Origin of the sequence: Novosphingobium sp. PhB55 (assembly GCF_004368805.1) — a bacterium.
Classification (GTDB): Bacteria; Pseudomonadota; Alphaproteobacteria; order Sphingomonadales; family Sphingomonadaceae; genus Novosphingobium.
Genome location: NZ_SODQ01000005.1, coordinates 263,463 through 276,309, shown reverse-complemented (window position 1 = coordinate 276,309; position 12,847 = coordinate 263,463). Strand labels below are relative to the sequence as shown.

The window sequence follows — 12,847 nt, the reverse complement described above, 5'->3', positions numbered from 1 at the left end:
GAAAGTGGCCCCGGCCGGTTTAGTGGATTGGACGGTTGCCAAATCGGGCAACTGTCGCAAAGAATGACGTAATGAAATATCGTTCCGCGGTCGTCACGCTCCTCGCCCTTCTCTCCGTATCAACCCCGGCCCTCGCGCAGGACACGGCGCAGCGCAGCCGTCCTGCGGCCCCCGCGCTGCCCGCACCGCTTCCCGCCGCGCAGGACAAGGCCTATCCCGGCACGATCGCGCTCGACATCGATGCCAGCGATGTCGTCCACGGCGTCTACCGCGTCACGCAGCAATTCCCCGTTGCGGCCGGCACCGACAAGCTGATCCTCGTCCAGCCGAGCTGGCTGCCGGGCAATCATTCGCCCACCGGCCCCGCGGCGCTGCTCGCGCAGGTCCATTTCTTTGCCGATGGCAAGGAGATCAAGTGGCAGCGCGACACCGTGGCCGTGAACGCCTTCCATCTGGAGCTGCCGGCAGGAACGCAGGTCGTCACGGCCAGGTTCATCCACACCTCGCCGGTGCAGGCCAAGGAAGGCCGCATCACCATGACGCGGGAAATGCTGAACCTGCAGTGGGAAAAGATGAGCCTCTATCCCTCGGGCTACTACACCCGCGGGTTGACCGTGAAGCCCACCGTCAAGTTCCCGGCCGGCTGGACCGTCTACACCGCGCTCGACGGCAAAAGCCAGCAGGGCGACACCGTGACCTGGGCGCCGACCGACTACGAGCGCCTGGTGGACGAGCCGATCTTCGCGGGCAAGTACGCCCAGCGCTGGGACCTTGGCCATGACGTCAGCATGGACGTGGTGGCGGACGAGGCCAAGCTGCTCGGCATCAAGCCCGAGAACATGAAGACCTACCGCAACCTCGTCTCGGAAGCGCTGCTGACGTTCGGCGCGCGCCACTTCGACCATTACGACTTCCTGCTGGCCCTGACCGACCGCATGGGCGGGATCGGCCTGGAGCACCATCGTTCGAGCGAAAACCAGATGGAGCCCAAGGTCTGGACCGAGTGGGACAAGATGGACTTCGATCGCAACGTGATCCCGCACGAATTCGTCCATAGCTGGAACGGCAAGTATCGCCGCCCGGCCGACCTGTGGACGCCGGACTACCAGCAGCCGATGCAGAACACGCTGCTCTGGGTCTATGAGGGCCAGACCCAGTTCTGGGGCTATATCCTGGCCGCGCGCTCGGGCGTGCAGACCAAGCAGACCGTCCTCGACACGCTGGCCGGCGCGGTCGCGCGCTATGCGGAAGCCACGCCGGGGCGCGGCTGGCGTTCGGTGGAGGACACCACGTTCGCGCCGGTCCTCAACATGCGCCGCCCGCTGCCCTACACCTCGGTCACCCGCACCGAGGACTATTATGTGGAAGGCGCGCTGACCTGGCTCGAAGCGGACCAGATCATCCGCCAGGGCACCGGCGGCAAGAAAGGCCTCGACGATTTCGCCAAGGCCTTCTTCGGCGTTCGCGACGGCGATTGGGGCGAACTGACGTACGACTTCGACGAAGTCGTCAAGACGCTGAACGGCGTCTACCCCTATGACTGGGCCAGCTTCCTCAAGACCCGCATCTACGACACCAACCAGCCCGCGCCGACCAAGGGCGTGGAGATGGCCGGGTACAAGTTGGTCTGGAAGGACACCCAGAACGGCTATGAGAAGGGCATCGCGGATTCGCGCAAGTCGCTGGACCTCAGCTATTCGCTGGGTGTCTCGCTGGACAACGAGGGCACCGTGACGGGCGCCGTGTTCGATGGACTGGGCTACAATGCCGGTCTCGTCAGCGGGGTGAAGGTCATGGCGGTGAACGGCACCGCCTATAGCGGCGAGACCATCAAGGACGCGATCACCGCGGCCAAGACCGCGAAAGAGCCGATCTCGCTGCTGGTGAAGCGCGGCGATGCCTTCAGCACCGTGACCATCGACTATCACGGCGGCCTGCGCTGGCCGTGGCTGGAAAGCACCACGCCGGGCAAGGTGAACGGGCTCGACCGCCTGCTGGCGCCGCGCAGCAAGTAACGCTCCGTCCGCGCGGGGATCATCGCGCAAGTTAGCCTTTTAAGGCAACGAGATAGCCCGGAAGCGGATCCCCGTCCGTTTCCGGGTTTTTTCGTGCCGGGCCATCTGTGTCTGAGGGGATTCGTCTATCGCAGCAGCGCATGTGTCGCAAACTGGCTACATCTACCACGATAAGGCAGTTGCGGTGCATAAGTTGCAAGGCTAAGCCCCGCGGTCAAAGACTAACCGGCACTATTGACCCGTGCCTGTAATGAAGGACCAACATGCGCATCGACATGATTCCTGTCGGCAAGAACCCGCCGGAGAGCCTGAACGTCATCATCGAGGTCCCCATCGGCGGTGAGCCCGTGAAGTACGAGTTCGACAAGGACTCCGGCGCCCTGTTCGTCGATCGTATCCTGCACACCCCGATGCGCTATCCGGCGAATTACGGTTTCGTGCCGCACACGCTTTCGCCCGACGGTGATCCGCTCGACGCGCTGGTCGTCGCGCGCTCGCCCTTCGTCCCCGGCGCGGTGGTGCGCGTTCGCCCGATCGCGGTGCTGAACCTGGAAGACGAACACGGCGGCGACGAGAAGCTGGTCTGCGTGCCTGACGACAAGACCTTCCCTTACTATTCCGACGTTCAGGAAAAGGGCGATCTGCCGCCGATCGTGTTCAGCCAGATCGAGCACTTCTTCACTCACTACAAGGATCTCGAGGCCGAAAAGTGGGTCCGCGTCGGCACCTGGGGCGGCGCTGAGGAAGCCCGCCGCATCGTCGTCGAGGCGATCGAACGCTACGAGACCGAGGGCAAGAAGGCCGAGGCCTGATCTTCCTCCAGTAATTCCACCACCCCCCATGTGGAACGAAGGGCCGGCGGTGCAAACCGCCGGCCCTTTACATTTGTCCGGGCAAGCCTGGCCCCATAGGCGAGGCTGATGCCCGCCGGCCTGGCCTGAGCCTTGACCGGGGGGAAGACCCTCTCAGGTCACCACGCGTCCGCCGTTGACGCCGATGGTCTGGCCGGTGACGTAGCCCGAATCCTCGTGACAGAGCCAGGCACAGGCATTGGCGATGTCGTCCGGTTCGCCAAGGCGGCGTACCGGGACCGACTGCAGCAGCACCTCGGTCGGGATCTGGAAGCGGTCGCGGTTCGCTTCCGACATGATCGTCCCCATCACCGATCCGGGCGGGATGTTGTTCACGGTGATCCCGTAAGGCCCGAATTCCTGCGCCATGGAGCGGGTCATGGTCACCACCGCGCCTTTCGAGGACGAATAGGGGATCATGTTTATCGCCCCGGTCTGCGCGCTGGACGACGATATATTGACGATCCGGCCCCAGGCAGCCGCTTTCATGTCGGGCAGGCACTCCTGCGTCATGATGAACGGACCGCGCACGTTGACGGCGTAGATGAAGTCCCAGCGCTCGTCCGTGAGTTCCTCGAACGGCGTGAAGTCGGTGACGCCTGCATTGTTGACCAGGATCGAGATCGGCCCCAGCGCCTCGCGCACCTGTTCCACGGCGGCCTGAACCGAAGCCCGGCTCGACACGTCGGCCCCCACGGCCAGGGCCGTGCCGCCCGCCTCGCGGATGGCAGCGACGGTATCGGCGCAGCGCTCGGCGTCGAGGTCGAGCACGGCGATGGCCACGCCCTGTCTGGCCAGCCGCCTGGAGCAGGCCGCGCCGATGCCGGCGGCGGCGCCGGTGACGATGGCAACCTTGTAGGACACACGCATTCTCCCGTTGCGGCGCCTGTCTCGGCCTGGATCGATGGCCGGGCCCGGCGCGCTTCCCCACCGGGCTAGACCGAAACGGCCGCCATCAGAAGAGGTGTGCTGAACGGGTGTTCAAGAATTCGCCGGAGCGAAGCGCCACCATTTCCTTGCTCCGCCCCGGTGTCAGCTGGAGTCTCAGCTGGAAACGCGTGGTGCTCGCCAGCCCATCCATGCGCCCAGCCGGGGCGCCAGCCGCTTGCCGGCCGCTTCCAGCGCGGCCGCCAGGGCGAGCGACAACCCGAACAGCGGCATCGCCAGCGCCAGTGCGAAGACCAGCGCGACCAGCAGCCAGCTATGTCGCAGCGGCGCGAAAGCGGCGGGCGCGCCCAGTACCCGATCCGGCCGCCTACGCCACCAGAGCACCACGCTCGACAGGCATAGCATGACGAGGCCGAGCAGGACGGCGAGGTTGACCAGTTGGTTGGCCAGTCCCCACCACGCGCCCTCGTGCACGGCGACGCCATAGCCGACTGCGCGGTCGATCCAGTGGCGCTGGCCGAAGCGCTGCACGCCGACCAGTCGGCCATCGCCGGAAATCTCGGCGCTGTCGCGGGCGGGGCGGTTCTCGGCCTGGCTGCGCACTTGCCACAAGGCGCCTTCGGCCATGGGCGGGCTCACTTCGACCGGCGCGGCAAAGTGAAGGCCCTGCGCCTGCGCCACGACGGCATCGAGCGCCTTCTCTCCCGGCGCGGTCATCGCCTCAGGCGCGGCCATCATCATTCCCCCGGGCATGGTCATCGCACTCTGCGCGCCATGCTCGGCGTGTTCCGCCATCATCGCCCGCATGCCGGCATCGGCGATGGCGCGGCGATCGGCATCGGCAGCGGAGCCGGCGGACCAGTCCTGCACCCCCTCCAGCGTGCCGGTGACCGCGCGGATGTTCCGGAAGTAGTCCCCCCAGGCATTGGCCCAGGGCAGGCCGGAAGCGATCAGGAACAGTGCACCGAGTGAGATCCACAGGCCGGTCACGGCATGGATGTCTCGCCAGAACAGCGCGCGGCCGCGGCGCAGGCGCGGATAGACCACGCCGGCCAATTTCCCTCCCGTCTGCCGGGGCCACCAGAGGAACAGGCCGGTAAGCAGCATGACGATGGTCCAGCACGCGGCCGTCTCGACCAGGGCCGATCCGCGATTCCCTGCCAGCAGTTCGCCATGAAGGCGGAAGACGACGCGCATCAGCCTGTCCTCTTCGGCCACCTGGTGAAGGACCCGGCCGGTCTGCGGATGGACCCAGACCCGCACCTCTTCCGTGCCCTGGCCCACCAGCACTTCCACGGCATCGCCCTTGGCCTTGGGCAGGACGTACTTGTGGAGCACCGACCCCGGCACCGCGGCAACGGCGCGCGCCGCGATCGTCGCGGGCGCCAGCGCAGGGGCCGGGCCGCTCGCGACATCGCGGAAAGGTGCATAGAGCAGGCCCTCGATCTGCGGCTTGAACAAGTAGATGCCCCCCGTCACCGACAGCCACAGCACGAACGGCAGGCAGAACAGCCCGGCATAGAAATGCCAGCGCCAGACGGCGCGATACCAGCGTTCGGTGCGCGGCGCGGCTGCGTTCACGGTTTGGATCGTGGTCACAGTTTCCATCCCGCTTCCACCAGGAAGCTGCGCTGCGGGTAGGGGTGATAGACCCAGGCCCGGTCGTTGGTGAGATTGTCCACGCCCGCGCTGAAGCGAAGCTGGTCGGTAACATCCCAGCTCACCTTGGCGTCGAGCGCGAAAAGTTCGGACGTGTAGCCGTAAGTGTCGCCGCGCTGGAGCCCGAACAGGTCGGTGTTCGGGCGGCTGGCATAGCGCACCCCGATCGAGACAAGCACCGGCGGCGCCACGCGATATCGCAAGTTGCCGTTGAGACGCCAGCGGGGGATGCGGGGGAACTGCACACCTTCCGCCGCTGGCGCGCTGTCGTTGCGCAAGGTGGCCGAATCGATCCAGGCCGCATTGGCATCGAGATCCAGGCCCTCCAGCAGCACGCCGCGTGCTTCCGCGATCAGCTCGAAGCCATATTGCCGGGTCAGGTCGATGTTCTTGTACGCGGACGTCGTTACCCCGTTCTGGTTGAATCCGGTGAACGAGAAGATCGTGTTGCGCACCCGCTGCCAGAAGGCGGAGCCGGTGAGCTTCACTTTGCCGAACTGCCGCGCCAGCACGAGATTGGCATCGGTGGATCGCTCTGGCTTCAGGTTCGGATCGAAGCTCTGGGGGTCGAACAGGCCGTTGCCGTCCAGGCTGCCCTGAAACAACTCGCCCACTGTGGGAAACCGCGTGGCCTTGGCGAGGCTCAACTGGAGTCTCGTATCCCCGTCGATGGACCATTCGGCCGAGGCCTTGGGCTGGAAGGCATCGGCATGGCGGCCGTCATACCGGTTGTCCACGGCAAGGCCGTTCGAACCGATCCGGCCGAGCCCGCCGTCGAAGGCGTGCCAGTCCTCGAACCGGCCGCCGAGGGTGAGTGTCACGGCCTCGACCGGCACCCGCAGTTCGGCCCAGGCGGAAAGCGTGCGGGTCTTGCCGAAGCTGCGGGTCGCGAATGTCCGGCCCGTGTCGCGGCGCCAGTTGGCCAGGCTGTAAGTGATGAGGTCGGTGCGATAGAGGTTGGCCGCGGTGCCGCCGGCCAGTTCGGCGCCGCCCAGCCGGGCCGTGGCCGCAAGCTCTCCGGTGTACCATGCCGTCGGCCCCTGCCGTGCGAGCGTCCCCGCGCCGTCCTGCGCGCCGGCATTGTAGCCCTTCGAGGTGAAGGCGTCGGAGCGCAGGATCTGGTAGGTCGAGACATTGGCCGTCACCGTCACCGCATCCGAAACCGGCGCGGAAAGCTTGATCCCTGCCAGCAGTTCGTCGCGGATGGTGCGGGACCAGTTGGCGCCGCTGGCAGTGTAGGCCTGCCCGCCGAAGGTCACGGTGCCGTCGCAGAGCGTGCCTCCCGCGGCATCGCGCAAATAGCAGTCGGGCGCGGTCTGGCTGTCGAGATTGTGCCAATAGGCCAGCAGCGCCTCGCCGGTCACGCCGGAAGCGCCATCGTAGCCGAGGCGGAGCTTGGCCTGGTCCTGGGTGATGATCGCCGAGCTCTGCGCTGCGAAGATCGGGTTGGTCGCCGTGCCCGGGGCACTGGTCATGTGCTGGCCGGGATCGACCACGGCGCCGGTCACCGCCGGAAGGGCGGAGGCGCCGACGCTCGCCGTGCTCGGAGAGAGCCCGTAGAACATCTGCGGATGGCCTTCGTTGCGGAAGTGGCGGCCCGACAGGCGGATCGACCAGGGACCGTCTTCCTGCCGGAAACCCATGCCCGCTTCGGCCGAATAGCCCCAGTAGCTGTCATGGGTGCCGTACTGGTCATAGGGCTGGTTCATGCCCTGCACGGACACGAAGGCTTCGGTCTTCTCGGGCGAGCGGGTGGTGATATTGACCACCCCGCCCATCGAATTGCCGGCATAGCGGGCCGAGTAGGGGCCATAGACCACGTCGAACTGCGAAACCTCGCCCGGGCCGACCACGCCCCATTTGGGCGCATAGGCAAAGGAGTTGCCCAGGAAGTTGGAGACGGTGAAGCCATCCACCATGACCAGCGTCCGGGCGCTCTGGGTGGAGTGCGTGCCGCGAAAGCCGGGGACGCCATTGGAATCGCCGGCGTAGCGGGTGCGCACGAAGAAGTCGGGCGCGTATTTCATCAGGTCCTCGACGTTGCGGGCATTGACGCCCGCGAACTGTTCGTTGCCGAGGCTGACGGAAAGGCCGCGGGCTTCCAGGCTGATGGGCGCGTCGCGCTGGCCGACGACGAGGATGGTCGAGCCGGGCGCCGCATCGGCATCCTCGGCAAAGGCTGCCCCGGAAAACAGGGCAAGCGGCGTCGCGCCAAGCGCGAGCAGGAATCTGTGCATGGGAATATTCACCTGATCGGCAGGCCGTCCATGAGGATCGGCATGCGCGCGTCATGTCGTGCCGCAGGCTCGGGGCCGGCAGCGTCGCATCGGAATCAGGCGGGGGGGGGCGGCCCTCTCAGGGGCGGACGGATCTGCGCGCGAAGGCGGCGAAGCGCCAGCGGACGGTGCAGGACGGCCGCGACGAAGACGAACAGCAAGGCCGCCGCGACGAGCGCCGGAAGCACGGCATCGAGCGCGGCCGCGGAGTGCGAGGAAAAGGCGCAAGGGTGATCGGCGGTGTTCGACGCGTCGTGACTGCCGCCCTTGCGCTCGACGTGGATCAGCACCTTGGAGCCGGCCGGTGCCGAGCCGGAGCAAAGCTCCACCGTCAGCGCGCCGCCCTGGGCCGAAGGCATGTAGCCGGTGGGCACGAAGATCTTGAGGCACAGGGCCGCGGCCAGCAGCATTGCCGCAAGGCCGGGACGGACCCGGAAGAACTGCCTGAGAGTGCCCACGGCGGATCGTCTACCCGCAAAGACCGGGTGCGTCATCAGGCGAAAATGTCCCAGGTGGCCCTGAGGGGCTTTTCGCGGCGGCGATCAGTCGACGACCAGGAAATAGTTGGCCTGGCTCTGGCCGCCGTTGCGCACTTCGATCAGGTAGCGCTGGGTGAACACCGGCACCCAGCGGCAGGCGCGGCGCTGGGCGTCCGCCAGGCAGACCGGCTTGTGGTCGGCATCGACGACGCGCAGGCTCAGCGGCTCTCCGCCCACGGCGGAAAGGGCGATGCTGGCCTTGCGGCCGGAGAGGAACACCTGCTGGAAGGAATCGCTCTTGCCCGCGCCGATCTGGCCGGAGCGGTAGCCCGGCCCGAGCGGACTGCCGCGCAAGGGCGAGCCTGCCGCCGCCGGCACCAGTGCACGCCAGGCGGGGACCGGATCGGCGCCGGTCCAGCCTTCCATCGGCCGGGCGCCGGAACGGTCGATCACGCGCAGCGCATCGCCCAGCGCCGCCGGGTCGGCGGAACCGGCGGCTTCCTGCGCGGCAAGCAGGGCCTGGGCCACGCGCTCGTCCCGCGACGGGGGCAGGGCTGGTGCGGCTGAGACTGGGGCGGGCACGCAGAGCGCCGGCGTGCCGACCAGCAGTGTCGCGCCGGCCAGGACGTTCAGGGCGGACCTGGGCGCATTCATGGTTTCGACTCCGGTGCAATCGTGAAGCAGGCGCCTTTTTCGGTGGGCGCGAGAGTGATTTCAAGATGATGGCGCTCGGCAATCGCCTTGCAGAGGGCAAGACCCAGCCCGGCGCCGTTCTGGCCGTCCCGGTTGGCCGCGCGGCCGAACTTCTCGAAGATGCGCTCCCGCTCTTCGGCCGGAACGCCGGGGCCATCGTCGCGCACGGTCAGCCGCGGCCCCTTCTCCAGCTCCAGCCTGACGTTTCCGCCCGGGGGGACGAACTTGAAGGCATTGTCGAGCAGGTTGGTGATGAGCCGGGTCAACTGCATTTCCTCGCCTTCCACCACGACGCCGGGGGTGATGGCGAGTTCGAACCCGTGGCCCGATTCCTCGGCACTGTCGGCATAGAGTTCGCCCAGCCGCTCGGCGAGCAGGCTGAGGTCCACCGGGGCCAGGCCATGGCGGTCGCCGCGGCGGGCCTGGCTGGCGGCGATGTCCAGCAGCGATTCGAGCATGCGGATGATGCCGCGGATCTCCAGCCGGGCATCGACGATCCGCGCCGACGTTTCGCCGTCGGGCGTCGCGGCCAGCGCCCGCACCAGGCGGTTGTCCAGATGCATGAGCGGGGTGCGCATCTCGTGCGCGACCTGGTCCGTGGTTTCGCGCTGGGCGCTGGCGAGTCGGCGCAGGCGGGCGAGGGCATCGCCGGAGTGGCGGGTCAGCTCGTCGATCTCGTCGCGGTCCTTGGAGCCTTTGGCGAGCTGGGCCAGCGCGGCATCGTCGGGGTGGCGGAAGGCGGCGTTGATGCGCTCGATCCGGCCGGCCAGGCGGCGCGCGGCGAACCAGCCGGCCAGCGCCACGGCGCCCACCGCCAGCAGCCCGCCGGCCAGGAAGGCCAGCGCGACTTGCCGCAGCAGCAGGCCGAGGTCGCGGTACTCGTGGGCAACCAGCAGCCGCAGGTCCGGCCCGAGCTGCGTGGCGCGGCCCAGCGCGCGCTGGCCATCGGGCAAAGTGACGTCGCCGGTTTCCGAGACGCTGGCGTGGAGGCCGGGCCATGCGCGAAGGTCGCCCGCGAGCGGTGCGCCCCTGGCGTCGGCCAGAAGATAGTGCGCCGGGTTGGCATCCCGCGGCTGTAGCGCGAGGCGGTCGTTGATGCGGTTGGAAAGCTCGACCGCGCCGCCGCTGGCGAAAATGTCGACCATGCCCGCAAGGTCCACGTCCACCGCGCGTTCCAGGGCCAGGCGGTTGGTGCGCTGGATCGTGGTATCGGTCAGCAGCCAGAGGCCGAACGTGATCATCGCCGCGATCAGGATCGCCCAGGCGACGATCTGGGTAAAGATCGACCTGTGAATTTCCACGAGGCGCGCCATGGCGTCTAGCGCCCGTCGAGCAGGCGGTAGCCCGAGCCCCAGATCGTCTCCAGCGCGGGCGTATCGAAGCCTTCCTCCAGCTTGCGGCGGAGGCGGCCGATATTCACGTCGACGACGTTGGTCTGCGGGTCGAAGTTCATCTTCCACACATCGCGCAGCAGCATCTCGCGCGTCAGCACTTCGCCGGCGTTTTCCATGAAATAGCGGAAAAGCTCGAATTCCTTGGGGCTCAGCGCGAGGTGGCAATTGTTGCGGAAGGCGGTGCGCGCTTTCACATGGCACTCGAAGGCGCCGTAGAGGATCACCGCGCTATGCGCCCGCCCCGAGGCGCGGCGGTGAAGCGCGCGGAGCCGGGCGAGCAGTTCCGGCGCTTCGAAAGGCTTGGCCAGGTAGTCGTCCGCCCCGGCGTCCAGCCCCTCGGCCCGGTCGCTGGTGCGGCCCAGCGCGGAAAGCATCAGCACGGGCGTGCCGATGCCGCTTTCGCGCAGGCGCGAAAGGATCGTCAGCCCGTCGAGATCGGGCAGCATGCGGTCGAGGATGATGACGTCGAAATGCTCGAAGCCGGCCAGCTTCAGGCCTTCCTGTCCGCTTTCGGCCCAGACGAGCGGGATGCCCGCCTGCGCGGCCAGCTCCTTCACTTGCGTTGCGGCGCGGACGTCGTCTTCGATATAGAGGGTTTTCGGGCCGCTCATGGCGCTGTTCGCTGCTGCGTCATACCGGCCGGGAAAAGGCCCCGGCCGGTCATTCCGCAAGATCGTGTCGATCAGTGGGCCTGGGCGTTGGTGGCCTGCGGGGCCGCCGCCGAGGCGCTTTCGGGCAGGCCGCCGAGCTGGGTGACCAGCTTGGTATAGGCGTCGAGATAGGCGAGCACGATGATCTGGCCGATCTGGGTGTTCTGGTAGCCGCCGCCGCCGGCCGCGCCGAACGTGCCGCCGAAGAAGCCGCCACCGCCGCCGCCGAAGCTGACGTCAGACTTGCGGGCATAGCCCTCGGTCAGCGCTTCCTCGACCGTGGTGCGCGCGTTGACGATGGAGAGCGTGACGTTGGCCTCGCCCTTCTTGACGTTGAGGCCGCCGGCGATCGCGCCGAAGCCGCGACCGAACAGGCCGCCCACGCCGCCAAGCGCCGCGCCGAGACCGCCGCCGCCGGAATTGTTGTTGGTGGAGACGATATCGGGCTGGATGAAGTAGTCCGCCGCCTTGATCTGGCCCTTGCCGATGTTCGAGCCCTTCTGAAGCTCACCCTGTTCGGCCAGCGCGCGTTCCATCGCGCTGTTCTGCAGCGAACGGCCGCGGTTCACCATGGTGAAGCAGCCGGACTTCTGCACGAAGACGCGCAGGATCGCCTCGGGGCTGCCCAGGCTCAGTTCGCGCCACCACTGGTTCTCGGGCTCGACGATGGCGACGGTGCCGAGGTTCTTGCGGCACACCGGGATCTCCTGGGTGCCCTTGTCCTGGACCTTGCGCGCGGAAGAACGGTCTTCGGCGAAAGCCGAGGGCGCGCCGGCCACGACGGCAAGTGCGGCGAGCGCGCAGGCGAATTTCTTCATGATGACTTCCCTCTGTTGCACCGGACGCGGGGCGACCCGGCCTTCCCAACCCGGTTCGACCTTAAGCCGGAATTCCCGGCACGCAAATGACTATTGCTGTGAGATTTCCCGAAGGAAAAATCGGGATGGCGCAGCGGCTATTCCGGCAAGACCGCCATGTTGTCGATCAGGCGGGTCGTGCCGATCCGCGCCGCCACCAAAAGACGCATCGGCGCGGTCCCGCGCGAATCCAGCGGGGCAAGGCTGTCGGCATCGCGAAGCTCGGCATAGTCGACCGAGGAGAAGCCGCCTGCCAGCAAGGCGTCCTTCAGGTGGCCGATGCAGGCCGCTACGGGGTCTCCGTTCCGAATGCCCGCGATCGCGACTTTCATGGCCATCGGCAGGGTGACGGCCTGCAGGCGCTGCTCGGCCGTGAGGTAGGCATTGCGCGAGGACATGGCGAGGCCGTCCTCCTCGCGGACGGTGGCCACGCCCAGCACGGCGTCGGCGTGGGGGCTGGTCAGGTCCAGATCGCGGGCCATGCGGCGGATCACGGCGAGCTGCTGCCAGTCCTTCTCGCCGAACAGCGCCACATCGGGCAGGACCTGGTGGAACAGCTTGCACACCACGGTGGCGACGCCGTCGAAGTGACCGGGGCGCGATGCGCCGCAAAGGCCGTCGCTGACGCCGGTGACGGAGATATTGGTGGCAAAGCCCTGCGGGTACATCGCCTCCACGGTGGGTGCCCAGACCAGATCCACCCCTTCCGCTTCCAGCAGCGCACAATCACGCTCCAGCTGGCGGGGATACTTGTCGAGATCCTCGTTCGCGCCGAATTGCAGCGGGTTCACGAAGATCGAGACGACGACGTGATCGGCCTGCTTCCGCGCTTCGCGCACCAGTGTCAGATGGCCTTCATGGAGCGCGCCCATGGTCGGCACCAGGGCGACGGTTTTCGGCCCGTCGGGCGACTGGCGCAAGGCGGCAACGGCACGGCGCAGTGGATCAAGGCTGTGGAGGGTTTGCATTGGGTGTCACTGCTCCGATAGGATGCACTTGACCGGTGGTCGCGCCTGCCCTTAGCCGCACCGCGCCCCGGGCGGCAATGGGTTTGACCCGCTTCGGCGGTTAAGGATTTGATTTCG

The 12,847-nt window shown here is 67.4% G+C and carries 11 protein-coding genes; 2 read left to right on the top strand and 9 right to left on the bottom strand.

Features of this window, described 5'->3' with window-relative positions:
* The first annotated feature begins 71 nt into the window (after nucleotides 1-71).
* Nucleotides 72-2,015 carry a M61 family metallopeptidase gene (locus EDF57_RS14015; RefSeq protein WP_134094737.1) on the top strand — a complete coding sequence of 648 codons (1,944 nt, stop codon included), beginning with the start codon at nucleotides 72-74 and terminating at the stop codon, nucleotides 2,013-2,015.
* Nucleotides 2,016-2,278: 263 nt separating this feature from the next.
* Complete coding sequence (ppa, locus tag EDF57_RS14010) at nucleotides 2,279-2,827, top strand: inorganic diphosphatase (protein WP_132264572.1); 549 nt, start codon at nucleotides 2,279-2,281, stop codon at nucleotides 2,825-2,827.
* A gap of 153 nt (nucleotides 2,828-2,980) precedes the next feature.
* Here the strand turns inward: ppa and EDF57_RS14005 are convergent, their stop codons facing one another.
* The 9 genes from EDF57_RS14005 to panC form a co-directional block, all read right to left on the bottom strand.
* Nucleotides 2,981-3,736 (bottom strand): glucose 1-dehydrogenase, encoded by a 756-nt coding sequence (locus EDF57_RS14005; protein ID WP_166675277.1) that lies wholly within the window; start codon nucleotides 3,734-3,736, stop codon nucleotides 2,981-2,983.
* Nucleotides 3,737-3,910: 174 nt separating this feature from the next.
* Entirely contained in the window at nucleotides 3,911-5,344 is a 1,434-nt protein-coding gene (locus EDF57_RS14000) for a PepSY domain-containing protein (RefSeq protein ID WP_243841085.1), read from the bottom strand.
* Nucleotides 5,345-5,349: 5 nt separating this feature from the next.
* Nucleotides 5,350-7,650, bottom strand: a complete 2,301-nt coding sequence (locus tag EDF57_RS13995) for a TonB-dependent receptor (protein ID WP_134094734.1) — start codon at nucleotides 7,648-7,650, stop codon at nucleotides 5,350-5,352.
* 95 nt (nucleotides 7,651-7,745) lie between these two features.
* Complete coding sequence (locus tag EDF57_RS13990) at nucleotides 7,746-8,147, bottom strand: hypothetical protein (protein WP_134094733.1); 402 nt, start codon at nucleotides 8,145-8,147, stop codon at nucleotides 7,746-7,748.
* An 84-nt stretch (nucleotides 8,148-8,231) separates the two neighbouring features.
* On the bottom strand, nucleotides 8,232-8,822 hold the full coding sequence (locus tag EDF57_RS13985) for a hypothetical protein (protein ID WP_134094732.1): 591 nt from the start codon (nucleotides 8,820-8,822) through the stop codon (nucleotides 8,232-8,234).
* Nucleotides 8,819-10,174: a HAMP domain-containing sensor histidine kinase gene (locus tag EDF57_RS13980; protein ID WP_134094731.1), complete on the bottom strand. Its 1,356-nt coding sequence runs from the start codon at nucleotides 10,172-10,174 to the stop codon at nucleotides 8,819-8,821. The genes EDF57_RS13985 and EDF57_RS13980 overlap by 4 nt, the downstream gene beginning before the upstream one ends.
* A gap of 5 nt (nucleotides 10,175-10,179) precedes the next feature.
* Entirely contained in the window at nucleotides 10,180-10,866 is a 687-nt protein-coding gene (locus tag EDF57_RS13975) for a response regulator transcription factor (protein WP_132264585.1), read from the bottom strand.
* Nucleotides 10,867-10,937: 71 nt separating this feature from the next.
* Nucleotides 10,938-11,723 carry a CsgG/HfaB family protein gene (locus EDF57_RS13970; RefSeq protein WP_132264587.1) on the bottom strand — a complete coding sequence of 262 codons (786 nt, stop codon included), beginning with the start codon at nucleotides 11,721-11,723 and terminating at the stop codon, nucleotides 10,938-10,940.
* A gap of 137 nt (nucleotides 11,724-11,860) precedes the next feature.
* The gene (panC, locus tag EDF57_RS13965; RefSeq protein WP_134094730.1) at nucleotides 11,861-12,730 is read right to left on the bottom strand and encodes a pantoate--beta-alanine ligase; all 870 of its coding nucleotides are present in this window, start codon (nucleotides 12,728-12,730) and stop codon (nucleotides 11,861-11,863) included.
* Between the last annotated feature and the right edge of the window lie 117 nt (nucleotides 12,731-12,847).

What these genes read in the sequence shown, in the direction of transcription:
- EDF57_RS14015 (WP_134094737.1), top strand. Translation starts at nt 72, where the DNA reads ATGAAATATCGTTCCGCGGTCGTCACGCTCCTCGCCCTTCTCTCCGTA.
- ppa (WP_132264572.1), top strand. Translation starts at nt 2,279, where the DNA reads ATGCGCATCGACATGATTCCTGTCGGCAAGAACCCGCCGGAGAGCCTG.
- EDF57_RS14005 (WP_166675277.1), bottom strand. Translation starts at nt 3,736, where the DNA reads ATGCGTGTGTCCTACAAGGTTGCCATCGTCACCGGCGCCGCCGCCGGC.
- EDF57_RS13995 (WP_134094734.1), bottom strand. Translation starts at nt 7,650, where the DNA reads ATGCACAGATTCCTGCTCGCGCTTGGCGCGACGCCGCTTGCCCTGTTT.
- EDF57_RS13985 (WP_134094732.1), bottom strand. Translation starts at nt 8,822, where the DNA reads ATGAATGCGCCCAGGTCCGCCCTGAACGTCCTGGCCGGCGCGACACTG.
- EDF57_RS13980 (WP_134094731.1), bottom strand. Translation starts at nt 10,174, where the DNA reads ATGGCGCGCCTCGTGGAAATTCACAGGTCGATCTTTACCCAGATCGTC.
- EDF57_RS13975 (WP_132264585.1), bottom strand. Translation starts at nt 10,866, where the DNA reads ATGAGCGGCCCGAAAACCCTCTATATCGAAGACGACGTCCGCGCCGCA.
- EDF57_RS13970 (WP_132264587.1), bottom strand. Translation starts at nt 11,723, where the DNA reads ATGAAGAAATTCGCCTGCGCGCTCGCCGCACTTGCCGTCGTGGCCGGC.
- panC (WP_134094730.1), bottom strand. Translation starts at nt 12,730, where the DNA reads ATGCAAACCCTCCACAGCCTTGATCCACTGCGCCGTGCCGTTGCCGCC.